Origin of the sequence: Mycobacterium sp. PSTR-4-N, from assembly GCF_022348085.1 — a bacterium.
Taxonomy (GTDB): domain Bacteria; phylum Actinomycetota; class Actinomycetes; order Mycobacteriales; family Mycobacteriaceae; genus Mycobacterium.
In genome coordinates this window covers 24,193-51,129 of record NZ_JAKRFN010000031.1, presented here as the reverse complement: position 1 = coordinate 51,129, position 26,937 = coordinate 24,193, and the positions used below count along the sequence as shown (strand labels likewise).

Sequence of the window (26,937 nt, the reverse complement as noted above, 5' to 3'; positions counted from 1 at the left end):
TTACGAACAGAAAAGCGCCAACAGCCAGCACTGCACCCGTCAAGGGGAGACATTTGCCAGCCCCAGAGCTACGCTGTCCAACATGCTTTTCATGGTGACAGACAAGACATAGAAAGACAACACGTAAACAAATGTTGTTCAAGCCGAGTGTGGACCGATACGACGAGTTGCGCCGCGAGTGGATCGCCGAGCACTCCGGAATCTTCACGATGCAGATACGCCGGGCCGAACTGCTCAACCGGCGCATCCGTCGGCGTCACCGCGAGACCGCCGGCGCCCGCCCCAACCCCTACGACGACCACGGCACTCACCCGTTGCTGAGCCGGGGCGCTAAGACCGTGGAGACCAAGGTTGAGCTGGCCATCGTCATCCTGGCCGCGCTGGCGGCACCGCTGGGCTGGCCTGCGGGTCGGGTCATCTACCAGCGCATCGAGACGTTGATCCCAGACCGGCTGCGCTCCTACCCCATCCCAGCGCTGTTGTTCGTCGCAGCGGTGCTCGGCGCGGTGACGACCCTGCTCTATGACCCCGGCCAGGGGCTCAAGAGCGCGATCCTGGCGCCCTGGCTGATGGCGCAGCTTCCAGCCGCCGCCCTGACCGCGGCTATCTACGGCATCCTCAACGGCTGGCTGGCCATCGACGGCTCCACCGAGTGGTGGCCGCTGACCCCACCAGCGCCGTCGGTGGAACTGCCCGCCACACTGCTACCCGACGACCTGACCGCACCGTCAGTGTTTGACACCGCTCCGGTGGCCGACCCCATCGACCGCACTCCGCCCGGCGCCGGATCAGTCCGTTCGCTGCCGCGATCCTCGCGGCTGCTCACCGTTGCTCTGGCTGTCAATGTGCTGGGTATCATCTGGACCCTGGCAGCCGTGGGTGTCGGTGTGAAAAACGTTGTCGTGGAATCGCTGACGCCATCGAGTACCATCGGCGCGACCCACGCCGGCTGAAGCGCCCCGCTGGGCAGGGGTTGGTGTTGGACCCCTGATGGTGCTGAACGACGATCACAGCTCTGCGTCGTTGCGGGTGTCCGACCACAACCGGCGAAGCAGTCCCGCAGCACGCGAATACTGCTTGGCGCCAGCTCTTTCCCGGCTGCCAGTGCGTGACAGGATTTCCCTGATCGCCGTGTCGTAGCGATGCAGGAACTCCGACCAATCCGGGATCTCCACGCAGGTTCCCACGCCACCGCGCACCAGCAGGCGGGCATGCTCACGATCCGGGGGCAGCAACTCCTGCCAGCGCAGCGTCGCGCCCAGGTCGCTGCTGAGATTCTTGTGGGCATCGGCCTGCCCGAACCCCTGGCTGCGCCGATTGGTCAGACCCGACCAGTTCTCGGCGGCAGTCAACAACTCCTCCTCGCGGGCGCCGAACATGATCACCGCGGCCCCGAAGATGTCGCGCAACTCGTTGGCATAGGTCGGCCCGTACACGGTGTCCAGCGACGACGACGCCTGCACCGCAGCCATGAAGTTGATCCCCAGGCCGCGGCCCTCCCCGACGATCCTGCGCAGCGAAGGAATCGGTGCGGTGTTCGGCAGCTCGTCGACGATCATCAGCAGCCGGTGCATCGGCTCGCGCGCCGAGGTCTTCTCCCGCCACCGCCGCACCAGCGAATCCAGCAGCGTCACCGCCGAGCCGGCTACCGTGCCGTCGGCCGGGGCCAGCACATACAGCGTCGCCTGGGGATCATCGAGGAAATCGGGGGTGAACGGCTGCGCGCCCGGGCGCTGCACCAGCGAGGTCCGCAGCCACGGCGTAATTGCCTTGCGCATGGTGATGGCTACCGAATCCCGTTGCCGGGGATCCATTTCCATGATCCGCATCATGCCCATCGACAGTGTGGGGTATTGATGGCAGATCGCGGCCGCCTGCGCCCAGCCCGGTTCACTGGTGTTCTTCGGGTCAATGTTGTCCACCCCGGTCAGAACCCAGTCCATGCCCTTGCTGTTGCCCTGCGGGCTGGCAGCGAACAGGAACGCCGCCAGCGGACCGGCAGCCTGGGATTCCCACACCCCACCGTCGGAAACCTGATCGGCCCCGGTCCCCAGGCCAACGGTGGCCATCTGCATGATCGTCTCGGCCACCGTCAACGCCTCGTAGGGGCTGTCGATGGTCACCGTCGGGTCATAGACATTGGCCACGATGCCCTCGGGATACACGGGAGAACTGAGCGGCCGCAGATCGAGCAGTGCCCGCGGCCCCCACCGCCGCTGCATCACGTTCTGCATCAGATCGTCCTTGGACGACACCACCACCGCCGGCCCGCCCCACAGCACCGCCGCCGGCGCCAGGATGCGCCGCGACTTACCGGTGTCCGAGGGCGCAGACACCAACACCATTGGGGCACTGCGTGGCACGTACAACTGCTCACGCTTGCCGACCATCCGGCGGTCGAAGCCGCAGTAGGTGGTAGGCGTGGGGGTGAACGTCGGAGCCTCAGACACCGCAGGACTAGCCACAGCGCTGCTCCCCCTGCAGTTCGTCGGGGCTGATCGCCGCGCGAATCGCCGCGACGACCGAATCCCGCTGCCGGGCGTCGAAGGTCAGCGCGCGCACCACCGAGCGGCCCAGCACCGGTGCTGACACCGCACACCGCAGTGCGGCCTGCGCCCAGCCCGGACTTCGTACGTCCTCGGGGTCGACGTTATCCAGTGCCGCCCGCACCCATTCAATTCCCTGCCCATTGCCGAGCGGCGACGCCGCGAACAGCAGCGCGGCCAGAGGACGGACCGCCTGCACGTCCCAGTAATCAGCGGGCCGGTCACGGCCCAGACCGGGCCGGCCCACCCTGAGCAGCGTTTCCGCCGCAGCGATCGCCGCGTGTGCGCTGTTCACATCAAAGGACGGATCGGCTGCATGCATGCCCGAATCCTGGCAGACAGATACAACGTCAGTCAATACGTGAACATTGTCCGAACGCCGTTACTGGGTTTGAGTCCGGCGCCGTTCCTCCGACTCGCGCAGCCAGTCCGACGCCCGCGCGCCGTTGGTTCGCATCTCCGGGGGCAGCGCCTGCTGATGCCCGTAGTGCACGTCCTCAGCGGTCAGCAGGGTCAGCATGTCCGCATCGAGGTCGGTGCCAAAATCGGGGTCGGACAGGTCGGCACCGCTCAAGCCCAGCGAACTCACGATGCGGCTGTTGCGGTTCAACTGCGCCTTCTCCACCACGGTGCGCACGAAACGCCCGTTACCCAGGCCGTCGATCACGCGGATGACATCACCTTCGCTGCTGGTGATCTGGGCGTTGTAGTACTGCGCGAAACTCTCCCGTAGCGACAGCAGCGCATCCGGTGCGAAGGTGTCACCGTCCTTGGCCGCGATCCCCTCCATGATCGCAATCAACTGATCCGGGTTATATGAGGTGTACTCGATGAGCGTGGCGAAACGCCCCCGCAGACCATCATTGGCGGCCAACACACGCTGGCTGGCCATCGGATACCCTGCGGCGATGACCACCATGTCGTCGCGGTGGTTCTCCATGAACGGGACCAGGGTGCTGATGATGGCTTGACCGTACGGGTCACCCGAACCGTAGCCGGTGTGGATGAGATCACCGAACTCGTCGATGAACACCGTGGCGCCCAAACCCGTTTCGAGCTGCTCAAGAGTGTTGTTCTCGGTGTCGCCGACGTGGCGGCCGATCAGCTTGTCACGGCGGGTTTCATAGACGTCGGGACGGCGAAGCAGCCCCAGTCCGCAGAAGATGTGGGCGATCACCCGCGCCGACACCGTCTTGCCGACTCCGGGGGGACCCATCATCAACAGGTGACGCGACACCGGGGAGGTCGGTAATCCCTTGCGCTGCCGCAGCACTCGCGCGATGGAGTCGTGGCGCAGCTCGGCGATCCGCGCCTTGACCTCACCGAGGCCGACCATCGCCTCCAGCTCCGCTTCGGCCTCAGCCAGCAGGGTCTTCGCCGAGCGGGCCGACTCCTGAGCGGCCCGCTCTTCGGGGCTGGTCTCAGTGGAGGGGTCCCAGCGATCGGTGCGTGTCTCGATCGTCTGCGGGTCGGTGATCTGCAATCCGAAACTCGGGTCCGACAGCGCGGTCTGGGCACGCTCGAAGTCGGGCCACTGAACGCGGATGTTGGTCAGCACCGTGCGCGCTTCCTCGGCCTGGCCCTGATGGCGCAGCACCAGCGCCCGACAGAACAGCGCGTCCCTGGTCAGGTCGTCGCTGGCCTGCTGGGCACTGGGCTTCCACCCAGTCGCCGTATCGTCGGCGGGAGGATTGACCACCCGCTCGACGGCTTCCAAGGCCCGATCGGTCAGCCCCAAAGAGGCTGCCGCCCAAGCCTCCTGCAGGCTGGCGGCCCTACGCAGATGCGGGTCGCCATGCCACTGCCGGCAGTTGCTCACCGCGACCAGAACATCAGGCCAGCGCTTGGTGGCGGTGGCCAGCACCGACCGCACATAGCCCACCGCCGGTGTCGCCGGAAGCGTGCGCACCATGTCGTCGGCGCCTTGCCAGTTCTGCTCCCGAATCAGTGCCGCGGCGTAGGCCAACCGTGCGGTAGTCGCGTCCACAATCGGCATCCGCACATAGTCGATGTCGAAGTGCGCTCGCAGATCGGCGGGCCGATGCTGAATCCGCACCAGCCCGTCGCCGAGCCGGTCGGCGTGGGTAGCCAGTCGCTCCAGCACCTGCATCGAGCGCTCCCCGGTCGCATACCGGCCCAACCAGGCGTCGGCCAGCTCTGGGTTGTCCCCGGTCGCTAGGACGAACACCTGCCCAGCCCGATCCGGAGAACTGCTCAGCACCTTCATCGCGGCCCGCAGCGCCTGCAGTGAACGGTCATCGATCACGGCTGCAGTGCTCCTGTCCGCAGATGGGTCAGGAACTGCGCTTCATTGCGGGGCCGCATCACCGACAATCGCACCCCACGCACCGCCGGAGTTCCGATCACCAGTTCGTCCGGGGACTCCTGCACGATCGTCACATCAGCGTCGGAGTCCACTGACCCCACGGTCACCAGACTGTGTCCCCGCTCACCGGCCGTCAGCGCCAACCCCTCGCCGTCAGCCACGATCACCGTCGGCTGCCGCACTGGGTCACGGTCACCGGCCAAACTGATCCGATAGTCGTTGTCGCACAACGGTCGCCACACAGCGGGACGATCACTGTGGATCAGGATCACCGCCCCGGCGGCGCTGGTCCGCAGCAGCAGCGGGATCACGACCGAAAGGTCGGCGTTGATCGAAACCCGAGTCGCCCGCAGCGGATCGGTCAGCGGCATCAGGAATGGGACTCCGGTGACGGTCATGCCGAACATCGGCCCCGACGGACCCACCGGAATCTTCAGGTCGGCGCCGTCGCCGAGCAGGCGTGGCGACATCTCCAGATGCAAAGCCCTGTCCCCCAACGGCAACGACGCCAGTAGGGAGTCGAAGGCCTGACCGGAGACCGGCTGCAGCGCCAGCAGCGGAGGGTGGGTCAACGGGGCGTCGGTGTGGAAGCGCACCAGGCCGGCGACGCGGGAGCTGCCAGCGCGGTCACCGAACACCCTCACGGTGGTGACGGTGCGGTGTGCCCGCACCGTCCACAGGTCGTTGAGCATTTTGGTCGTCAGGTCACGCCCGGAGATGCGATAGGTGGTCACGTAGTCGGCGTCGGCGTCCAGGTTCGACCAATTCTCCTGCACGCGATCCAGATCGGTTTCGTTGAGCAGGGCGGTGATCGCTGCGCTCATCTGCGGCGCGGTGCAGGTCACCGCCCGGCAGCCCGCCCGCAACACCGCCTGCCGTACCCTCTCGGTGGCCGCTGCAGCGGCCGCGGCGGCATCGCCGCGATACAGCATCGCCGCCAGGCACGCCTGCGGGCACAGCCGCAACACCAGCCAGGAGCGGCGGTCGCCGACAGCGGCGCGGTCACCGACGATCTCGGCGTACTTCGGGGTGTAGCTCCCGTCGGCGGCCACCCGGCTGCCCACCTGCACCACGTCCACCGAGTGCAGCTCCAGACCAGCGAACTGGCGCAACCGGGATTGAATCGCCTCCAACGGGATCGTGTCGATGGTCTCTGCTCCCGTGGGCACCAGCACCGTGGGAGAAAACGGGCGACCGTGCAGGGTGATCATGGTGACCGCGTACTGGCCGTCCCAGATCATCCCCACCGGCCCCGCACCGGGCATGTCTACGGTGAACGGCTCGGGGATACGGGCGCGGGCCCGCCGGGCACTCTCGCGGCGCCGGAAGTACACGAACCGCATCCATCGGGCCAGCCAGCCGGGCGCCGTCGCACCGTTGTAGCTGACAGTCACCACCAGCAGCACCAGAACCAGCACCAGTGGAATCAGCCACCACGGCACCGGCGAGGCCGCAACCAGGATCGCCGCGGCGATCAGTTCGGCAATCACCACCAGCTTCAACCGCAAATCCAGCCGCCAGCGTCGAATCTGCTCACCGAATCCTGCATGCGGGCCGGGAATTTGCTCATCGAGCACGGTCACGGTCGCCCCCTACTGTCCTCGTCGCGATTTCGACATCGACGTCACCAGCAGCACCACACCGAGCACCAGCAGCAGTGCGGTCGATCCGGCCACCGCCAGGATCATCGGCCGATGATCGGTCGGGGGCGGGGGCGCCGGAGGTCCCAGCGGTCGTGTCAGGTTCTCCCGGGGTGCCGGGATTTCGGGTACATCGAAGTTCAGAGCAGCCAGCGGGTCGATCACCCCGTGGCCGACCCTGTTGTCCACCACCGCCGCCGGTGAGTGGGCGGTCTGCTTAATCCGGTTGATCACCTGTGCGGCAGGCAGATCGGGGTACTTGGCGCGGATCAGCGCCGCCAGCCCCGACACATATGCCGCAGAAAAGCTTGTGCCGCTCATCGGCTTCAGTTCCGAGGTCTGCGGATCGACGGTGGCGTTGATGATGCCTCCGGCGGGGTTGACCCCCTCCACGAACAGGCCCGGAGCAGCCACACCGACCCACGGCCCGGCCAGGCTGATGTCGGCGCCCTCCTGGGTCTGCGCGGGCTGACCCCGGTCATCGGTCGCACTCACCGACAGCACATAGTCGGAGAACCACGACGGCGTGCTGATCGTCACGACTCCACCCCAGTTGCGGGGATCATCGACATTGGTGGCGTCGATGTTGGGGTTCTGGGAACACCCTGTGCCCATCGGCATTCCGGCACTGGCGGCATTGGCGTTGCCGGCCGCGGCCACCAGGACGACATCCTTTTCCACCGCCGCATACCGCACCGCGGCTCCCAGCGTGGTCTGGTCCACCGGTTTGGTCACCGGGACACAGGACACGATGGACATGTTGATCACCCGGGCGCCGAGGTTGGCGGCGTGCACGATCGCGCGAGCCAACGTGCTCACCGTGCCCGCTCGTGCGTCATCCTCGTTGCCGCCGCGTTCGCGCACGAACATGCCCGAGGACTGCCGGATCGAGATGATCTCGGCCTCCGGGGCGACCCCCACCAGGCCGTCGCCCTCGGCCGGGCTGGCCGCGATGATGCTGGCGACCACGCTGCCGTGGGTGTCGCAGTCCGACAGCCCGTCACCGGCCATGACGTAGTCGCCGCCGCCGCGCAGGCGCGGCAGACGCGGAGAGGGCCACACACCCGTGTCGATTACCGCGACCGTCACGCCGGCCCCCCGCCCGGCCGACTTCCACAGCTCCGGCACATTCATGAACGTCTGCGCTGCGGGCGGCACGGCCACATCGGTGCCCGGCATCAGCGCGTTGCCAGGGCATGCGTAACGCTGCTTCATCGGCTCATCAGGGCCGGGTACACCATCGGCGGGTACAGCGGCCGGATCGATCGCCGGAGGTGTGATCGCCGTGGCGGTGCCCGACGGCCACACCAGCGCCAGCATCGCGGCCATTGCCGCGACCCCCAGACGACGGCCGATCCCCACAGAGCCAGCCATCACATGTTCCTCGCCAGGGCCAGCAGGTTCAGCAGCCATACCGCGATCGGCGGGACCGCCACGATCAACAGGTACTCAACCCATTCCACGACCTTGCGGAACACCGGGGAGAACACCTTCGCCGGAACGACGGCCGCGGCCCCCATTCCCGCGACGCCCAGCGCCAGGATCACCGCCGCCGCCGCGTAGGCCGCCACCGGGTTCGGCCATGCCAGCGCGTACTTCACGGTCGTGACCATCACCATCAGCACGGCAGCGGCCACCACGGTGATCGCCTGCCCGCGAGCGGCGAACGCCCTGCCGCGCAACACAAGCACCGTCGCCAGCAGTCCGATGAACACCGTGGCCAGCCACCAGCGGCCCCGCCCCGGTTCCACGACGAACACCGATGCGCCCACGAAGAAGATCGCCACCGCGATCAGCAACGCACTCAAGTACACGTTGGCCGCCTCTGCCCCGCGGCGCAGGTCCTCCACACTCGGTGTGCCCTGATGCTCGGCGGCCACCAGCGCCTCCTTGGCGATGGCGTCGGCGTTATCGAAGGTGTCCTTGCCGGTGACCGTGGGGAATGGCGGCACCGGGATACCGGCCATGCGGGCAGCGATCTTCGGCGCCCCGGTCAACACGAACAGCGCCAGCACCATCACCGCCACCGACAGGTTCTGCAATGTCGCTCCGGTCAGCGCATGGATGACGGCCAGGACCGCCAGGCCGGTGCCGACGATGACGATGGTGGCCATCAGTGCACGTGGGGCTGGACTCAGCCGCCACAACAGCGCCGCCAGGACCACCGCCACCATCACGGCGAAGGTGAGGTGCCAGGGCCCTACGCTTCCCGGAGCGGCCATCAGCGCAGCCGCCGGGCACGCGATCAACGCCCCAGGTAGCCACAACGCATTGGCGGTCACCGAATCCCGCTGCTGTCTCCACACCAGTGCCCCACCGACGATCAGCAGCAGTCCCAGCCCCGCCGCGCCGGCGGTCGGGATCAGGTTCCAGTCCTGGCCTGCGCCGCGGTTGCGCGACCACGCCAGCATCAGCAGCGCGGTCGTCACGGTCACCGCCACCGCCACGATGATTCCGGCCACCAGCCGGGCCGTGGCAGCAGTCACCACGGGGGTGCGGGCCTTGTTCAGCACCGCCACCGCCGACGACGGGGACTCGATCACCGGGGTGAACTCGACCTCGGCGTCGATCACCTCCAGCACCAGCAGGTCGCCGTCGACCACCCCCTGCTGGCCCAATGTCTGCGTCCGGTTCAGCGGCCGTCCGTCGATATGGGTCAGGTTCACCAGGCCGGGGCTGACCATGCCGTTTTCGTCGGGGCTGCGCAGCCCCTCCTCACCGCTGTCGTCGTCGGTCTGCAACCGGCGTACCAGCGCGTCGACCACCGCCGCCACCGGGGAGCTGGCTGGAAGCGTCACGTCGTGTTGGCGGCCGTCGAACAGCACCGCCACGTTGACCTGCTCGGCCAGACGGACCTGACGCGCCGGGACCGCTCCCTGCGTGCCCCTCTCCGTCGCTGTTGTCATCGCCATCCCTCGCCTTGCTCGGGCCACTGCGGCCGATACCCCGGGTCCTTGTCAGCGGCCTTGACGAACCCGTCGGCCACCGACGCCGCGGCCTCGATGAACGCTCGCCGCGTCGCTGGTGCCAGACGGTTGAAATCGACTGCGGTGGCATCGCTGAGGTGCGGGTCGTAGGGGATGTCGTGCACGGCACGCACCACCCGCTCAAACCCCTCATGCAGATTGCGGACCGCCTTGGTCGGCGTGATCTTGTTGACGTTGCTGATCACCATCACCGCCTCCCGCACCAGGCCCGGATAGCCATGGGAGATCAGCCAATTCAGTGTCTGCTGCGCAGCCTCAGCGCCGTCGTAGCGGGTCGTCGAGACCACCACCACCGCATCGGCCATCGACAGCACCGCCGCGGTGATGTCGTCGCGCATCTGGTTACCGCAGTCCAGCAGTGCCACCGGATACACCCGGGCCAGCCGCTGCCAGGCCATCACCAACTCACGCCCGGTCAGCACCGCATCACCGGGATCACCGGCGAGCACCTCCAGACCCGACGAGGAATCCATGCCCAGGTGGTGCCGAAAATCGCTGTAGGAGTGCAGATTCGGATCAGCCAACAGCGTGCGCCACGTGCCCGTGCTCGGTTCGTTGATCCGCTTGGACAGGTTGCCCGAGGCTGGGTTGGCGTCGATGGCCACCACCTTGTCACTGCGGTAATGGGCTAGCGCCGCGCCGATGCCCAAAGTGGCCGTGGTTTTGGAGACCCCACCCTTTTGCTGCAGCACCGCAATGACGTAGGTGCCGCGAAGGTTGACCTTCAGCCGGCGACGCAGATCATTCCACTCCCGCTCGCTGGCACCGGGGCCCAGATTGATCTTCGTGGTCTTGTACAGTTTCTTGCGCCAACCTGATTCCGGCGTCGGCTTGTACGGCCGCACCAGGTCGGCTTGCCGCACCTGAGCCTGCATCGGTCCCACCGACTCCCCACCGCGGGCAGGCCATGCCGGGGGTTCGGGCGGGCGCGGCGCCCACCCTGGCGGGGGCTGCGGTGCCCCCGCTGGGGGCGGTGGCTGATGTCGACCAGGATGTTGATACCCGGCAGGCGGACCTGCAGGCGGTGCAGGAACGACGCCTGATTCGCCCGGTGCACCGCCGAGCGCGTGCCGACCGCGACCGGGCGGTGCGGCCGCAGGGTCCGGTGGAGCAGCAGGGGGATAGCCCACGGTCGGCCACGCTGGCGCTGCGGGTGGGGGTGCCACTGCGTGCGGATCGACCACCGGCATCCGGGGATCGGTGTGCGCGTCACTGGGTTCAACACCGTTGTGGGGACGATCCTCCGCGCCGGTCGGCTCCGCCGGCGCCGCGGGAGTGTCCGGTGCGGCGGGCTCCAACGGCTCCTCGGGCTTGAGGTACTGGCTGTAGAAGTCTTGTTCGCTCACAGTGACTCGATCCTGTTGCGCCTCACGGGCCTGCCTCCTAGCACTGCCTTATTATTACACACTTCAGACATATTCAGGCAGTGCGTGAACACAATTTTTGTCTGATTTTGGTGGTTGGGTGGATGGGGCGGTCTTCCATACTCTGCGATGGGCACTGGCGGTGCGCGACGTCCCCTATCGGCGATGAGGCGTCCGGTCGCTCCACTCGCGGATGCCGACCATCCCCAGCACCGCCGACACCGACGACTTAATCGCCGCCGTGGTGCCCGGCGTGATCAGCGTCCACCACGAGCCGTTCTCACTGCGGATCGGCCCCGTCAGCACCCGACCCAGCGCCGTGTCGGTCACGGTGGCCGCGGTCCTGCTCACCTCGATTCGACCGGCCTCGTCGGGGGTCATCGCGGTCATCGACAGCTCCATGATCGGGTTGTCGGCGGCCATGGTGACTACCCGGTACTGGTCGGCGTCCATCCCCATGCTGCCGAACACCGTCGCCGCGCTGTGCTCGCCTCGCGCCACCTGCCCCAGCGCTTCGAGCAGGTTGGCAGTCGGTACCGACACCGCGTCGAACTGTGCGGGCTCCACCTGCGGCCCGCACACCGGCACCAGACGGTCGACCAGACTCGACACCGTCGCCGAATGACCCAGGTACTCCACCGTCAGGTCATCCTCATGTTGGATCGCCGACACAGTGATCTCACCACGGCGGGCGATGGCCACCCGAAGATGATGCCCGCCGCGACGAATCATGGCTGCCAACACCACATCTGGTGCGCCCAGGGTCTCCAGCCACAACCGCACCTGCGGGTGCACCTCGTCGCCGAACACCAGACCCTTCTCGCGCAGGACCGCCACACCGGGATGCCCCCACGGACGTTCCGCGGGATCGCCGGTGTCGGTGAAGGGTCGAGTCACCAGCACCGCCGGCATCCGCTCCACCCCGCACAGCGCCTGCAGCAGCCATAGTGCTTCTCGGGTCACCTCCATGGAGGTGGCCGGTTGCGGTCCGGTCGTTGTCGGCGCCGGCCGATTCACGAATGTCGGTCGCACCGCCACCGCTGGACTCCTCTGTCGTTCAATTCCCCACCTGTTCGGTCACGACGACGGCCCGGCCTGCCAGTTGTGCAGGGCCGGGCCGTGTCATGCTCGGAGCTTTCCTGGCGCACGCGCCAACGCAAGCTTTAACCGCCGGCGTACTGCGCCTTGATCGTTGCGTCCTTCTGGATCACGCCGTCCACGCCCATCCCCAGCGCCACCTTGGCGGCGTTGAGCTTCTCGCGCAGCCCATCGACGTAGGTCAGCACGCGGGTGTAGTCCTCCTGGAAGCCCTCACCGCCGCCGCCTCTGAAGTGGTGCTCGGTGTTGGCCTTCATCGACATGGCGTCGCTGTGCACTTCCGCCGTCAGAACCTCGCAGGCGCCGATCATCTGCTTGCATTCCTCGAGGATCGGCACGTTGTACTGAATCGCCATCTTCTGCTCGCTTTCTCAGTTCTCAGTTGGTCTTGGTGACTCGGTTCAAATTGGTCCGGCCGCTCACACCGTCATGGTGTCGATGGCGCTGAGGTAGCCGGCCGCGTCCTCGTCGCCCTCGGTCAGGTGCGACGCGGAGATGTTCATCTTCTCGGAGTGTTCGGCCTGCATGGTGGCCTGCTGGGTGCCGTAGGTCTGCAGGTCCTCGCCGGCACGCTGCAGCGCGACCCGGCCCTTGCCCTGCATGCCTGACGAGGCGTGCTCCAGCATCGAGCCGAGCTGCTGGACCATCGACCGCAGCCGGTCCTCCTTCTCCGACATCGCCGAAGAGTCGCCATGCATGGCCTCGACATCGCCGTAAATATCCATTTGAGACTTCCTTCCTGAATTGCCTTGCCCCCGAACCGGATCGCCGGTGTGGGATTACTGCCCTTACGCGTTGGCGGTTGCCCGCTCAGCTGTCAGACCGGCGCCTCCTTGTCTCCAGGTTCAAAGGCTCGCGTCAGGCCCCCTCCCCCGGTGATCACCGGCATGGCGTCGGATGATCGGAACAGATCGGCCGCCGAGACCAGCACCTGCCCGGGTTCCGTCTGTGTCTTCTTCTCGTCGTTGTTGTTCTGCGCCCCCCCAGCAGCACCGTGGGCCAACGGCGCCATCGCCCCGCCCATACCGCCACCGGCTGAGGCCGGAACAGTGCTGGACTGAGCCCGCACCTCGTTGAACCGTGACGTGCTCTCGCCGGTCGCTGGGGCCGCCGCGCTCACTGCCGACGCCCAGGAGCCGGGACTGCGCAGCGCCGAGGCTGCCGAAATGGTCCCGGCCCCGCCGAGACCGCCGCCCCCGCCGCCACCGGCCAACGAAGCGTTCACCGCACCGCCGGCCAGCGGTGTGGACGTCACCCAGTCCGACGCCGCGAAGCCATCCAGCCCCGCCTCGGGACTCAGGTTCGCCGCCGAGGCCAGCGATCCCATCTGAGAGAGAAGCTGCGACGGCACTTCGGTCAGGGTCTTGAGCGGGCCACCGCTGCCCAGCGACTGGACTGCCGACATCGGCATCTGCCCGATGGCGGGCAACATGCCGGTCATCTGCTGGAAGAAGCTGTCCAGCGGAGCGCCCGCCTCGCCAGCCGCCTGATCCAGGCCCGGTGTTCCCGACCCGGCACCGCCGGTCGTCGACGGCGGCGGCGGTGGCAGCGGCGGCACCGTCTGCAGCGGCACTGACCCCGCCTCATAGGCGTACTTGTTGGTCACGCCCTGCATCCACATGCGCCCGTAGTCGACGCGGTTGGCGATGATCAGCGGTGTCAGGAACCCCAAGAAGTTGGCGTTGTTCAGTGCCACATGCTCGGACTGATTTGCCGCCACTTCGCCGGGGTGGGGGGTGGCGAACTTCGATGTCTCAAACGATGCGGCAGTGGCGTCGATCGCCATCCCGGCCTCAGCGACCATCGCGCCCGCCGTGCCCAGCCACGCCAGATGGGGTGTGTGCGCCAGGCGGGCGATCTCCCCGCTCAGGGACGGCCAACTGGCCGCCATGGCCGCCTCGGTCGACATGTGCCCGCCGAGCATGCCGATGATCGCCGCCGCCAACGCCTTGAGGTTGGCCGCCGAGGCGAAGAATGACCCCGCCCCAGGGCCGAGCCAGAACTGCGCCGAGGTCGCCTCGGGCGGTTCGGCCTGGTAAGCCCCGGGTGGCATGACTTGCCGCTCTCTAGATCACCGCGTTGATCACCGCACCGGCCGCCTCGTCAGCGACGGTGGTGAGCACGCTTGCAGTGCCGTTGGCCAGACCGTAGAGCGCCTGCTGGCCCGCCGCCGCGGCCAGAATCGCGGCGATGTCAGCGGAGATGGAGGCGATCTTGGCGACATTGGCCGCCGAGATCTCGTCGAGCCCAGGCGGCACGACCGCGGAAGCGGCGGCGGCCTGAGCGGTGTGACCCGCGGCCTCGGCCGACAGTGCGGCGGTCGCGGCCGACGCGGCGGTGACCCCGGCGGGTTCCATGAAGACTGACAGTGCCGACATGATCGTGCTCCTTACTGCTCCCCGTAGATGCAACCTAACACATTGTTAGTCACTTCGTACACACTTAATGCACAGGCAATCCATTCCGGCACAAACCGGCATGAATTTGCTCTGCTACTCCACCACGACGTGCTGACGTTGTCACTACAGTTCACCACGAATCAGCCGACTGCTCATGCAGAGATTTCCCGGCCGGCGGCAACGCCACCTGCATGAGCTGGCGCCCCAGCTTGCGATACACCAGTTCGCCTCGCCCAGGTGCCCGTGGAGCAGCCCGCACCCCGTCGACAATGACACCGTCGGCGCGGGTGCCATCGAGGATGAGCACCCCTGCCCCGGCGCGATCCATCGCGGTCACCACTTTGTTGTGGGCGCTCGATGCCGCCCATCCGGTGCCGTTGAGGCTGGCCATGACGTGAACCCCCATTTGCCGGCCTCGTTCGATCACCGGCTCCAACGCCGGCATCAACCGCGACGCCATCGTGGAGCCTGGTGCGTTGAACAGGTGCAGATCATCGATCACGATGAAGTACCGAGGACCGCTGAAGCGCCACTGCGCCCGCTCATGGGCCGTGGCGTTCTCCGGCGGCCGACGTTCGCTGGTGAACCTCTTGGCCAGATGAGCCGCGATAGCGCCGACGTCCACCGACGGGTTGTCGATATGTACCGCCAGGTACTGCGGTTCGATGTAGGCAGCCAGCTTCAGGTCGGGATCAAACGCGACGATTTGGGCCTGCGTCGGGGTGAACGCGTCCTGGATCGCGGTCACCAGCGTGCGCATCACCGTCGTGCGGCCCGACCCGCTGCTGCCCACCACATAGAAGTTCGTTGCGGCGGTCAGGTCGACACCGACGGTGTCAAGAGCGACCTCCCCGACACCGAGCTTGAGGGTGCCCGCAGGTACCGGCCCCAGCTCGTGCCAGTGCAGCTCGATGGGCAGTTCGGGCAGCGGGGGCGCCCCGGCAACGCCCCGCCGCTGCCAGGACTGCGCAATCAACCGGCACGTCGCCTCCACCGAGGACTGGTCATAGGTCACGGTGCCGTGAGCGCCCGTCAGCGTCGGCGTGGCGACCGGAGCGCTCATCAGGAAGTGCATGCCGCCGCGCTTGAGACCCCGCCCCGGCTGGTCGGGAACGGTTTTGGCGCGTTCCCGATCACCCATCTCCGATTCGCGGTAATCGGCCATCCGCAGTTCGATGCGGGTGCCGAACTTGCTGGTGAGGCTGTACGGCAGGCTCGTCCACTGGTCGTTGCTGACCACGAGGTGGATGCCGTAGTTCAGTGCCGACGACGACCCCAGCTCACTGATCCGGGTGTACAGCTCCTGGTCCTTGATCTTCAACGCCGCCATATTGTCCACGAACAGGAACACATCGCCGTAGCCGTCCTCGGGCACCTCACCGGGCTTGCCGGCGAACTTGCGGGCCCGGAACTCCGTCAGGTCGATCCCGGCCAACTCCCAGTTGCGGACCCGGCTGGCCAGCAGGCGCTCGACCTCGCTGAGGATTCGGGTGAGCCGCTCCTCGTTGCCCTGCCCGGCGACACCGCTGACATGCGGCAGCCCAGACATGTTCTGCAGCTTGCCGCCACCGAGGTCGATGCAGTAGAACTGCACCCGCTGCGGGCTGTGGGAAACCGCGAGATTCGCCATGATCGACTGCAGCGCAGTGGATTTCCCGCTCTGCGTGGCGCCGATGATGGCCGCGTTGCCCATGCTTCCCGACAGGTCGACGCTCAGCAGCTTCTGACTGTGGTCAAACGGGTCATCTTCACGGGCATAGGGAATCGTCAGACCGGAGTCGGCGGTGACATCAAGCCAGTCGCGTCCCCAGAACTCCTGTGCCACTTCATCGACGGCCACCACCGGCGTCTCATCCAGCGGAGGCAGGTACAACTTGTGCATGGGACGGCCGCTGCGGCCTGCCTGCGCCAGCCGCTGCACCAACACCGACACCACGGTGTCGGCGTCCACGCTCATCTGCTCGATCGAGATCTCGTCGGCGAGGTCGTCGTTGGGTTCTTCCTCCCCGACCTCGATGTCCAGCGGCAACGGCTCAACCGCGGCGCCGAATCGGCGTGGATCGATGTACTGGCCCTCCTGGCGGCGCCGCTGCTGTCGGCCCGCGACCGGCGCGATGAACGGTGCGGAGACGTAGTACGACCGAAATAGGGTGTGATCGTCGTCGAAGACCAGGAACCCTGTGCCCTGCGGGGCGCCCTTGAGGTCCTCGTAGGCCCGTGTCGAGCCGATCGCGGCCCGAGATTGGCTGGCGTCCTTGAGCTTCAAACCGATCGAGTAGGTCTGCTGGGCGATCATGCCCGCCATTCGACCGGTCTCCACCCGCTGCGAGGCATTGAGAATGTGCATCCACAGACCGCGTCCTTTTCGGGCCACCACGTCGAAGGTCTCGGCCAGCCGAGGCCGAATCCGCAGCAGCTCACTGAACTCGTCTAGCACGATCAGCAGTGTCCCCAGCGGTTCCAGATCGGGGCGGGTCGTGGCCCGGGCCCGCTCGTAGTCGCGGACGTCCTTGTAACCCGAGGCTTTCAGGATCGCCTCGCGCCGCGCGGTCTCGCCGTTGATCATGTCCTCGAAACGATCCAGCCGGGCGGCGGACTCGGCCAGATTCGACACGACACCCTGGCAGTGTGGGATATCGGCCAGCTTCATCATCGCCGTCTCGCCCTTGAAGTCGCCCAGGATCATCTGCAGCGCTTCCGGCGGGTGCAGCATGGCGATAGCCAGGCAGAACGACACCAGGGTTTCGGACTTACCCGAGCCAATCTGACCGGTCAGCATGCCGTGCGGCCCCATGCCGCCCTCGGCGCCCTCCTTGAGGTCCAACCACACCGTTTTCCCGGTGCTCGGATTCTTGCCCAACGGGGCACGCAGCCGCGTGGTCGTGGTCAGTTGCGACCACAGTGTGGTCGGATCCCACACCCGGGCATCCTCGATCTGGAACAAGTCGAGGAAATCCTGGCCTGCTCGCGCGTCGGCAGCCCGCTCTGCCACAAAGCGGGTGGCGGCGTCCTGCGGCTCCCATGCCGCCACCGCGCGGGCCAACACCTCGGCCTCCACCAGCGGCATCACATCCGGTGTGGCCGCGAAGGAAAGCCCCTCCTCGGCCAACGGTGAAATCCGAACCATTTAGACAACCTCCCTGGCCCGCAACAGATTTCCTACCGCATCGAACTTCATCGCCGTCGCCGACGTCGCCAGCGGCGAGTAGTAGTCGTTAGTCGCCTCCAACACCGCCACCCCGGCGTACCCGGTGCTGCCCAACAACGGGGCACAGTTGGCGCCCGGCATGTCCACCACAATCACCCAGTGGTCCTCGGCGCGGGGCTGTCCTTCCATCGGCGGTGACCACGGTGGCCGACTTCGCCACTGCTCCCCGAAGCGCTCCATAAACTCCCCCACATCGCTGTAGACCATCCGCACCGGCCCACAGGCGTCGACCAGCTCAGGGTCAGCGACATGGGGCCACCACTTGGCCCACTCCCACGACGCGGGATCGTCGCTGATGATCGCCAATCGCACCACGTCGGGACCATGGAACACGCACAACTGGCACACCAGCGCCCGCAGTGTTCCCTGCACCAGCTGGCGCTGCTCCTCCTCGGCGAAGAACGCCCAGCCCATCTGGTCGAACAGGTGCAGTGGCCGCGCCACATCGTGAACCACATTCTGCGCCAACAGGAAATCGCGCGCGGCGATGGCTGTGGAGGTCTCCCGGTACTCCGGGGGCGGCACCTTCTGCGGTGGGTTGATGATGGTGCGCAACCGGGTCACCCCCAGCCCGAGACGCACATGCCCGAAATTGCGGTCGGTGGGTCGGCGCTCCCACATTCGGCCAGTGCCGACCATGGTCAGCAGCGAACCGTTGCAGGGATTGGGATGGTGATAGGCGATCTCGGCGGCTTGCTCCTGAGCGCCTTCGGTCACGTCGTCGCGTAGTTCATCCAGGCTGCGCAGATAGTCCACCCTGGTCTGGTTGAGCGCTGCTGGTTTCGTCTTCTCGTTGGTGCCGCCGCCCCGATTGCGCAGCATCATCAGCATCGACACCAACATGATCGGCATGATGAACATGCCGCCCAGGCCGATGGAGCGCGCGCCGGTTCGAATCATGATGACCAGCAGCACGATCACGGCGACGACGAAGATCAGCACCCACACCCACACCGGGGGTCGCTGCTGCGGCGGCCGCGTGATCTCGCCGATCTCGGGCATCGTGGCGGTGCGTTCCGGCAGGATCGGCGCCGCCGGTTTTTCCTTGTCGAAACCCTTCTTCGTCGTCATCGCGTCCCCTTCTCGCTCATCGGCGCGGCCGCCGGGTTGGCCCCCAAAGTGTCGTGCTCGACCATCGCGGACTGCCGCGACAACGCCGGGCCGGCCGGAAGCCAACGCACCACTGCCCACGGCGCCGGGGTCGGCGTCACACCTGACAATCCCAATGCCCGCAGCGGATCGTGTTCCCTGTCTGAGGTTTCGATGCCGAAACGCACACCGGTGTGGCCGATCCACCACACCGACTCACTGCGCCCGGAATCAGGTTCGACGCCGGTCACCTGAACGAAGTTCGCGCTCTGCGGCCCCAGGTACACCTCGTCGGCGGACTGCTGGCCTGCCTGCGCCGACACCATCTTGATGACCTGCGACTCCTCGCCCTGCGCGATCGGGAGGCGCCGACCCGACACGGTGGTCACCGTGGCCTGCGGTGCACCGGAATCCTTGCGCCACATCACGCAGGTGACCGGTTCGGCGGCCTTATCCAGCAGCTTCACCGGCCCGTTGGGATACATCGACACATCGAAGCCCACAGCCTGCGGAGCCGACGCGACCATCGGAGCCTCCACGTCGAGCACCCGCCCCTGCCGGGACACATTGGCGTTGTGCAGCATCAGCGCCACCGTCTCCGGAATCATCTGCAGCCCCGCTGGCAGCGCCACAAAGAACTGATCGTCCCCGGTCGCGCCCCGCGACTTGACCACCGACCCCGACACCACCGGCAGCCCCGGCGCGGCATACCCGACCGGGCCACCTGGCGCGGGGACGTCGGGCACCCGCAGCGGTGCGGTGGGAATCAACGCCTCATACAGTGCCCGCGACATCGGAGTGGGCCGAAGATTGCCCGCCTGCAGCCCCAGCGCCAGCATCACTGGCTTGTCGGCCAGGTCGAGCTGGGACCTGTGCCCGTCGGTGACCAGGAAGACGCTGCCGCCGTAGGTCATCAGCACCGCCTCCGGGGAAGCCATCTCGTGTGCCCAATCCCCCAGCTCGGCCTGTCCGGTCAGTGCGGTCACCCGCGGCGTCGCCAAAGTGCCCGCAGTGCCGGCCTTATCGCACAACCCCCACCCGGTGTCGGCGGGAGTGCGTGGCGTCAGATCATTGGGCGCCCCGACGATGCCGACCGTGGGCCCGATCGGTCGTTCCTCGATCTGGGCCATCGGCACCAGCGTCGGGGAGGCGTCCTGGCCGAGGATCAGCCGCGCCGACGCCAGGTTCAACGCCGGGTGCATCGTTCCGTTGACGTCAACGAACAGTGCTCCACTGCCCCGGTCGGCCACCAGCTTGGAGTTGCCGATCTGCCCCACCGGCCGCAGCCAGGACAACACGAAGCACACCCCGAGTGCCAGTGCTGCGATCACCACCCCGACGGTGGCCGCCGCGCCGTAGTTCTTCGACGGGTCATGCACCAGCCGCACTGAATGGCGAGCGACCGCCACCGCCATGCGGTGCCACAGAAACCGCCACGCCGCAACCTGTTCCAGTGAGGCGTAAGTCAATCCGGTGCCGCCGCGGCGCCGCTCGCTCCGATGGGTGTGCTTCGGTTCCTGCACGGCTCAATACCCCCCGCCCAATGACGCCACATGAACGTGGTCGAAGTGATTCTGTGTGGCGCTGCCTCGATCATCCATCTTCGAGGAACTACCGTCCGGTTGGATCATCTGCTGCCGCCAGATGATGTGGTCCAGGCCCAGCGGTTTCTGGTTGCGGATCAAGAAGTTGACCACCCGATCACCGAGGGCACGCCCCTCGGCGGTGTCCCAGTTCGGGATCATCACATCCAAGGCCAGCCCGTTCGGATGCCACTTGAGGCTGTCGGAGCGGACCCCGCCGATCTCCTCGATCTCAGGGAACGCATTCGAGATCGCCCGGTTCATCAACTTGGTGTACTTCTGCAGACCCCGCTCATCGGCCTTCCCCGACCCGCTGGTGTCCAGCCCAGGAATCACCGCCGAGGCGAGTTTGGCGGGGCTGCTGCTGCCGGCGAGTCGGCTGGCTTGGGTGAAGGGGGCGCTCAGTCCGCTCAACGCGGACATAGGTGCACCGAAGCCGGGCATCCCACCGCCACCCATCGGCATCCCGCCACCCATCGGCATACCACCGCCCATTGGCATGGCGCCCAACGGATTTGCCGACATCCCCGCAGGGCGGGTCAGGCCCGCCACGTCACCGTATCCGGCGGCGTTGGCATTGGCCGAGGCCGCGTGCGTGCCCGCCTCAGCGGCACCGGTCTCCACCGTGCCGCGAGTCTCCTCCAACCGTGTCTTGATCGCGGTGATCAAAGCCCGCTTGCCTTCCGGGGTGTTGGTGCTCAAACCCAGCGCCTGCACGTCGGCCACCGCCTGGGCGATGATCGACTCCATATTCACCCGGCCACCCGAGGCCGAGGCCGTCGCCGCATCCAACTCGGCGCGACTGGTGTCATCGAGCGAGCTGAGCGCGGCCGTCGAGTTGTGGTGCTGTGACGCGGAATCCTGTTGGCCATCGGCGGCCTGACCCTGCCCCGGAGTGATCGCCGGCGGCGGTGCCGGAGCCAACGGCGGCAGCGGCAACAGCACCCCAACCCCGGTGCCGAAACCATCCCGCGCCTGACCCATCACCCCACCGGCAGCACGCACAAACCCCTCCACCGACATCAGTAACCACCGCCTGCAGAACTCGGGTTGAACTGCGCAACCTTCGACAGATTGGACCCGCTGGGATCAACCCCGTAGCGGCTCATCACGTAGTTCATCGACGCACACAGATTGGCCACCGGCTCATAGATGTTGGTCGACGTACCAGGCTGGTGGAAGCTGGCGAACGTCTCCGGAATCGTCTGCACCCCACCGCGTGACGAACCCGCTGGGAACCCGTCCGGACCGGAGCCGGCCAGCCGCGTGGCGTTCATATCGGAGGTGTTGACCGCCAGCGGATTGAAGCTGGACTCCCGCGCGGCAGCGGTCATCAAACCAGTCATCCATCGTGCCCGCGCCTGCGGATCGTCAACACCCATTACGTCGAGCGCTTCACTGATGTATCCCCGATAGGCCTCCTTGCCCACCGGGAACTTCTGCCGGTCGTACCGCACAGCACCGAGCGGGATTTTCGCTGCCTGCGACACCGCCGACTTCGACCCGCTACTGCCCTCGGACGCGCTCCCAGTGCTGCTGCCGGCGAGTCGGCTGGCTTGGGTGAAGGGGGCGCTCAGTCCGCTCAACGCGGACATAGGTGCACCGAAGCCGGGCATCCCACCGCCACCCATCGGCATCCCGCCACCCATCGGCATACCACCGCCCATTGGCATGGCGCCCAACGGATTTGCCGACATCCCCGCAGGGCGGGTCAGGCCCGCCACGTCACCGTATCCGGCGGCGTTGGCATTGGCCGAGGCCGCGTGCGTGCCCGCCTCAGCGGCACCGGTCTCCACCGTGCCGCGAGTCTCCTCCAACCGTGTCTTGATCGCGGTGATCAAAGCCCGCTTGCCTTCCGGGGTGTTGGTGCTCAAACCCAGCGCCTGCACGTCGGCCACCGCCTGGGCGATGATCGACTCCATATTCACCCGGCCACCCGAGGCCGAGGCCGTCGCCGCATCCAACTCGGCGCGACTGGTGTCATCGAGCGAGCTGAGCGCGGCCGTCGAGTTGTGGTGCTGTGACGCGGAATCCTGTTGGCCATCGGCGGCCTGACCCTGCCCCGGAGTGATCGCCGGCGGCGGTGCCGGAGCCAACGGCGGCAGCGGCAACAGCACCCCAACCCCGGTGCCGAAACCATCCCGCGCCTGACCCATCACCCCACCGGCAGCACGCACAAACCCCTCCACCGACATCTCAGTGTGCCTCCGGCGGGGTCATCATCGAGTCTCACGTCTCTCTCGTCAGTCAGTCAGCAGTCGGTGTCGGGGCCGGTGCGCCCGCCTTCGCCGTCGCCGTGGGATCGAACCAGCCCAGGAAGTCCGGCCCCGAACTGACGCTCTCCAACGGCTGCACCTGCCCGGACACCAGCACCTTGCCGTCACCCAACGCCATCACCAGGTGGTCCTTCCACATGCCCACATCCCCCGCCTTGAGCTGTGTCGGAGGCACCGGATCGGTCACCGGGGTGCCCGCCGGCGGCAGTGTCACGCCCGCAGCCTGTTGCCACGCCTCGGCCACCGGAGTGCCGTTGAGCGCCGACCTCACCGCCTCCGCAGCTTGCGCGGTCCGCGCCTCCGTCACCGAGTTGTCGGGCAACTGCACATCAGTCGACTTCGCTGGTGGCTCCACCGTCTCGGCCTGCGGGCCGGCCTGCTCGGCAGCGGCCGCCTGAGTCTGCGCCGACTCCTCTTCGCCCTCCTCGGAGCCACTCTCGCCCTCGGAGGTTGGCTCAGTCTCACCCTCGTCTTCCTGGAAGTCGGGTGCGGCGTCATCGGTATGGGCGCCGGCCTCGTCGTCTTTGAAGTCCGGTGCAGCCTCATCGGCAGGCTGCTGATCGTTGAACCCCGCCAGCGTCGAGGCCAGCGGGTCCATGAATCCGGTGGGCAGGCCGCCGCCGCCGAAGCCCGGCAGTCCGCCCCCGCCACCGCCGAACCCGGGGAGACCACCCATCGGCATGCCACCGCCCATCGGCATCCCACCGCCCAGGGGCATGCCCATACCCAGCCCTGGTTGACCCATGCCAGCCGGGTTGGTCTGCGCCTCCTTGGCCGAATCCGCCTCGGCAGGAGCATCCGTGGCGCTTCCGCTGTCGGCGGGCCCGCCAGCACCGTCGGGTGCTGTTCCCACCCCGCTGTATCTCGTGGCGTTGTCCTGCGACACCGTCGCCTTGTCCTCGGAGTCGGCCGCCGCCTTCTCGATGATCGTCCGGGCCTCCTCGAGGCGGGTCTTGACGAAATCCATCAACGTCTTCTGACCCTCGGCGGTGTACAGCGACCCGTCAGCCTTCATCTGCTCGATCTTGGCCGTCACATCGGCGCGGATGTCCTCCAGCTCCTGGCGGCCGACCTCGCCCGCAGCGGCCACCTCCTCAGCGCTGATCCCCGCGCTGTCGAGTTCCACGAGCTGCTCCAGCATCTCGCCTACACGCCGCGCCTCCTCTTTGGCGGCCTCCGCGGCTGGCCCCTCAGCGCCCTCCGGGGGCATCGGAGGTGCCGGCGGAGGGGGCGGCGCCCCCGGACCTGACGGAGGTTCGCCAGGACCAGGCGGCGGTGTCACGGGCCCTGGCGTAGGGGCGCCCGGACCTGGAGGCGGCGGCGAAGGATGACCCGGTCCACCCGGCGCCGGCGAGGCAGGCGCACCCGCCCCCCCGTCAAGTTCAACGTCTGGGGCAGGCGACGTCGGCAGCAGCGGCGCCAGCCGGCCGATCCCGAGGATGGCGTTGGTGATGACCGTCTCGACGGCTTTGCTGACGATGTCCCACGACATGCAACTCTCCCTATGACTAGAAGTTCAATGCACGCTCGTCGGCTGCCACCGCGTCAAGCGTCGGATACGTCCCATCAATGCCCAGATTGGCCAGATACCGGTCGTGAGCGACGGCGGCGACCTTGCGGACACGGTTGTTCAGCGTCACCGAATCCCAGTTCCGAGCTTCGGGCTTCAACACCACACCACAGACGAAACCGAGGGCATTGACCTGCACGAACACTGTGCGCTTCACAGAGATCGCCGTCGCCACAACCTGCTCGGCAAGATCACTGGCCGCCTCAGCAGCCCCCTGCTCCGTCACGGTTCCCCTTCCGGCCACACACCCAACGTCACCTGACCCGCATGTTGATGGACATATTACACATACTCATGCAATGAGTGAACATGTCAGGCACAATTGCTGGAGAAGGTTTGTTCGCCGCCGGTCAGCTCGGCGTCCCCTGGTTTTGCGGCCGCGGCGCCAACACCGCATCGACAACATGGCCGAACCCGGCGATCTTGGCGCAGTAGACCAGATCGGGCAGCGACGGCGGCTGATCACGCCAACACCTCAGCAGTTCGACCATCAGGCCCGCCCGGTAGAAATGCACGTACACCTGCTGCGAAGCCCGCGACACCTCAGAATCATCAGCATCGAGCACCGCCCCTGCCATGCTCGGATGCAGAACCGCAGAATTATGCCGCTCAATCACGTTGCGGTAGTGGGCATCCCAGTCCACTGCGGTACGGCTGCGCAACGGCTCCAACACATGATCCACGTCGTACTGCTCGATCAGCCGCGCCTCCTGACCGCCCACCCCGGCCAACGGACTCGGCGTCTGCGCAGCAGCAGCCAGCACCGCCTCGGTGATCGCTCCAGCTGCCTGCAGACCCAAACCCTGCTGCAGGATGGACTGCACCTTCGCCCACGCCGGCCGATCCACCGTCATCAACCGGTGGACATATCCACCGCCACCACTCGGAGCCTCGCCAGGGGTATGCAGGATGTCGACTGCGCGGACCGACTCGAAATCAGGCCACCCCACCGGCCGAGAAACCCCCAACTCGGTCGTCACCAACGCAGACCGGCGCGCCCCAGGCACATGCCGCGACAATTCCTCGGCATGAGCTGCCAGCAAGATTGTCGGCTGCTCAACCCCCATGAACCGGGTGGCCCAATTCAACGGAAGCAGCTCATCGAACACCGCAAGGTGCGCCGAGTTCGGAATGAAGACCCCAGGCGGCAGGTAGGCGCCGCCGCCCACGCTCGACGCAATCGACACCGACGGACCGGACGGCAAATGCAACACCGACACCGCCCACTGCACGAACCCGCCGTTGAGTAAGTCCTCCCGAACTTCGGTACCGCGCACCAGCCCATCCAGAACCCGCCGCGCCAACAGCAGATCGGCACTCGGCTCCGAATCCGTCAATGCCGCACCAGCACCCGCACCCCCGCTGCCAGCGACCAGCGGAGCCCCCGCACCACCGCCGCCCTGCTGCGGTGTGGGGCCGACCGGAGGCGCAGGCTGAGCCGACGCCGGCAACGTCCCCGCACCAGCTGGCGGCATGGGACCACCGCCGCCACCGGGCGGCACATACGGTGCCAAACCGCCACCGCCTGCACCACCCGGTGGGACCATCGGCGCCATACCTCCACCGCCGCCAACAGGAGATGAAGCAGGACCTGGTGCAGCCGCGGTCGGGCCCTGAGCGGGAACCACCGGCCCCTGCGAACCCGGCGACGCCACCGGAGTCACCGAAGGATGCTGCGCCGCAAACTTTTCCAGCGGCGGCGCCGGTGCCGGAGACACCGCACCCGAAGCGCCCATACCCGACGCCAAACCCGACTGGAAACTGCTCGCAGCACTCGACAACGGATTACTTGTCAACGGGTTGCTACTGAACGCCTCCGACATCGACGACGCCGGAGCCGTCGCTGCATCCTTCAATGGACTCCCGCTCAACGCATTCAAACCCGACGGCATCTGCGGCGGCCGTATCCCACCCATGCCACTACTTACGCCGCTACCCACATTGCCCACCTGGGGGCTGCTCATCGTCGGCATAGTCGGCTGCGTGATAGGACTGGTCACGGGCGTGATACCGGGCTGTTCAACAGCCTCGACCGGGCGCTGCCCGTTCAGTGCATCGCCATCGGTAGAGCCGAGTTCACCTGGTCCGTTGACAACTTCCTCAGGAGTGCCCTGTTCGTTCACTCGATCAGGACTTGTAGTGCCCTCCTCGGCGTTACCCACAGCGTCGGACGTGGCGTCACGCGGAACTTCTTCCGAGGAGCCTTCGCGCTGCGCGTCTTGCTCCGTCTCATTACTGGCTGGCTCCGCTGGGGCGCCGTTGCCAGGCGCATCTTCCTTTCCAGGCATAGGAAGTGGAGGGGGAGCAGCCGCGATGTCTCCGAGCGCTGTGCTGTACGCGGTGGCGGCCTCTGCTTTGAACGTGCCAGCGGAAAAGGGTGTCTTGGTTTTTTGTGCTGTCTCCCAAGCCGTTTGAGCGGCATCCCCGATCCGGGTGAGGTCCATTTTCAGCCCGACGACGGTGCTCTTGTAGGACTCCGCGGTGACGGCTTTCGACCCCACATGATCGGCTACGTCGTAGGCATGGTTGCGCATCATGGTGAGCCGCTCGACCCGCGCGATGCCGGCCTGCCCTTGAAGGAGGTCCGGGCTCGTTGTGATCTTGCGTTTGAGGGTGTCGCCGTAGGTGGAAAACCTGGTTTCAGCGGACCGTTGTTCGTCGGCAACACTCTGGATGTCGCTTTCGCTGATACTCGGCCAGAACTCACCGATGGCCATCTGGGCACCGATGCCCGGTGGCCGCTGAATATCTCCCGAACCCCCTAACGATCCAGCAGCAGGCATAGCTGCGCTCTCCCCTCATTCACACGTTGGAATACGAACTCAGCCTTGGTCGAGACCGCAGATCTGCC

General features: G+C 66.9%; 21 protein-coding genes. 1 reads left to right on the top strand and 20 read right to left on the bottom strand.

Features of this window, described 5'->3' with window-relative positions; genetic code table 11:
- Nucleotides 1–131: 131 nt before the first annotated feature.
- Complete coding sequence (locus MHN84_RS27485) at nucleotides 132–953, top strand: hypothetical protein (RefSeq protein WP_241207636.1); 822 nt, start codon at nucleotides 132–134, stop codon at nucleotides 951–953.
- A 54-nt stretch (nucleotides 954–1,007) separates the two neighbouring features.
- On the opposite strand, the gene MHN84_RS27480 is transcribed toward MHN84_RS27485, so the two are convergent.
- The 20 genes from MHN84_RS27480 to MHN84_RS27385 all read right to left on the bottom strand — a co-directional run bounded on the left by MHN84_RS27480 (nucleotide 1,008) and on the right by MHN84_RS27385 (nucleotide 26,803).
- Nucleotides 1,008–2,450 carry a type IV secretory system conjugative DNA transfer family protein gene (locus MHN84_RS27480; RefSeq protein WP_241207635.1) on the bottom strand — a complete coding sequence of 481 codons (1,443 nt, stop codon included), beginning with the start codon at nucleotides 2,448–2,450 and terminating at the stop codon, nucleotides 1,008–1,010.
- 7 nt (nucleotides 2,451–2,457) lie between these two features.
- Entirely contained in the window at nucleotides 2,458–2,868 is a 411-nt protein-coding gene (locus MHN84_RS27475; protein ID WP_241207634.1) for a type IV secretion system protein VirD4, read from the bottom strand.
- A 60-nt stretch (nucleotides 2,869–2,928) separates the two neighbouring features.
- Nucleotides 2,929–4,812: a type VII secretion AAA-ATPase EccA gene (gene eccA / locus MHN84_RS27470; RefSeq protein ID WP_241207633.1), complete on the bottom strand. Its 1,884-nt coding sequence runs from the start codon at nucleotides 4,810–4,812 to the stop codon at nucleotides 2,929–2,931.
- Nucleotides 4,809–6,455 (bottom strand): type VII secretion protein EccE, encoded by a 1,647-nt coding sequence (eccE, locus tag MHN84_RS27465; RefSeq protein ID WP_241207632.1) that lies wholly within the window; start codon nucleotides 6,453–6,455, stop codon nucleotides 4,809–4,811. Before eccE ends, eccA begins: the two co-directional genes overlap by 4 nt.
- Nucleotides 6,456–6,464: 9 nt before the next feature.
- Entirely contained in the window at nucleotides 6,465–7,886 is a 1,422-nt protein-coding gene (gene mycP / locus MHN84_RS27460) for a type VII secretion-associated serine protease mycosin (protein ID WP_241207631.1), read from the bottom strand.
- The gene (gene eccD / locus MHN84_RS27455; protein WP_241207630.1) at nucleotides 7,886–9,418 is read right to left on the bottom strand and encodes a type VII secretion integral membrane protein EccD; all 1,533 of its coding nucleotides are present in this window, start codon (nucleotides 9,416–9,418) and stop codon (nucleotides 7,886–7,888) included. Before eccD ends, mycP begins: the two co-directional genes overlap by 1 nt.
- Complete coding sequence (locus MHN84_RS27450) at nucleotides 9,415–10,845, bottom strand: MinD/ParA family protein (protein WP_241207629.1); 1,431 nt, start codon at nucleotides 10,843–10,845, stop codon at nucleotides 9,415–9,417. Before MHN84_RS27450 ends, eccD begins: the two co-directional genes overlap by 4 nt.
- Before the next feature lie 174 nt (nucleotides 10,846–11,019).
- Nucleotides 11,020–11,901 carry an ESX secretion-associated protein EspG gene (locus tag MHN84_RS27445; RefSeq protein ID WP_179474300.1) on the bottom strand — a complete coding sequence of 294 codons (882 nt, stop codon included), beginning with the start codon at nucleotides 11,899–11,901 and terminating at the stop codon, nucleotides 11,020–11,022.
- Between the two features lie 125 nt (nucleotides 11,902–12,026).
- Entirely contained in the window at nucleotides 12,027–12,317 is a 291-nt protein-coding gene (locus MHN84_RS27440) for a hypothetical protein (protein WP_179474302.1), read from the bottom strand.
- Between the two features lie 63 nt (nucleotides 12,318–12,380).
- Nucleotides 12,381–12,686, bottom strand: a complete 306-nt coding sequence (locus tag MHN84_RS27435; protein WP_179474304.1) for a hypothetical protein — start codon at nucleotides 12,684–12,686, stop codon at nucleotides 12,381–12,383.
- A gap of 92 nt (nucleotides 12,687–12,778) precedes the next feature.
- Nucleotides 12,779–14,014: a PPE family protein gene (locus MHN84_RS27430; protein WP_241207628.1), complete on the bottom strand. Its 1,236-nt coding sequence runs from the start codon at nucleotides 14,012–14,014 to the stop codon at nucleotides 12,779–12,781.
- A gap of 13 nt (nucleotides 14,015–14,027) precedes the next feature.
- The gene (locus MHN84_RS27425) at nucleotides 14,028–14,339 is read right to left on the bottom strand and encodes a hypothetical protein (RefSeq protein ID WP_179474308.1); all 312 of its coding nucleotides are present in this window, start codon (nucleotides 14,337–14,339) and stop codon (nucleotides 14,028–14,030) included.
- A 151-nt stretch (nucleotides 14,340–14,490) separates the two neighbouring features.
- A complete protein-coding gene (gene eccCb / locus MHN84_RS27420; protein WP_241207627.1) occupies nucleotides 14,491–17,487 on the bottom strand; it encodes a type VII secretion protein EccCb in 2,997 nt (998 codons plus the stop codon).
- Nucleotides 17,488–18,639 (bottom strand): cell division protein FtsK, encoded by a 1,152-nt coding sequence (locus MHN84_RS27415; protein WP_179474312.1) that lies wholly within the window; start codon nucleotides 18,637–18,639, stop codon nucleotides 17,488–17,490.
- On the bottom strand, nucleotides 18,636–20,180 hold the full coding sequence (gene eccB / locus MHN84_RS27410) for a type VII secretion protein EccB (protein ID WP_179474314.1): 1,545 nt from the start codon (nucleotides 20,178–20,180) through the stop codon (nucleotides 18,636–18,638). Before eccB ends, MHN84_RS27415 begins: the two co-directional genes overlap by 4 nt.
- Nucleotides 20,181–20,183: 3 nt before the next feature.
- Complete coding sequence (locus MHN84_RS27405; protein WP_241207626.1) at nucleotides 20,184–21,245, bottom strand: hypothetical protein; 1,062 nt, start codon at nucleotides 21,243–21,245, stop codon at nucleotides 20,184–20,186.
- Between the two features lie 17 nt (nucleotides 21,246–21,262).
- A complete protein-coding gene (locus MHN84_RS29920; RefSeq protein WP_241207625.1) occupies nucleotides 21,263–22,417 on the bottom strand; it encodes a transglycosylase SLT domain-containing protein in 1,155 nt (384 codons plus the stop codon).
- 70 nt (nucleotides 22,418–22,487) lie between these two features.
- Nucleotides 22,488–23,657, bottom strand: a complete 1,170-nt coding sequence (locus tag MHN84_RS27395; protein WP_241207624.1) for a hypothetical protein — start codon at nucleotides 23,655–23,657, stop codon at nucleotides 22,488–22,490.
- A 367-nt stretch (nucleotides 23,658–24,024) separates the two neighbouring features.
- A complete protein-coding gene (locus MHN84_RS27390; RefSeq protein ID WP_179474322.1) occupies nucleotides 24,025–24,312 on the bottom strand; it encodes a hypothetical protein in 288 nt (95 codons plus the stop codon).
- Nucleotides 24,313–24,436: 124 nt separating this feature from the next.
- Nucleotides 24,437–26,803, bottom strand: coding sequence for a hypothetical protein (locus tag MHN84_RS27385; RefSeq protein WP_241207623.1), 2,367 nt, complete (start codon nucleotides 26,801–26,803; stop codon nucleotides 24,437–24,439).
- Nucleotides 26,804–26,937 lie beyond the last annotated feature (134 nt).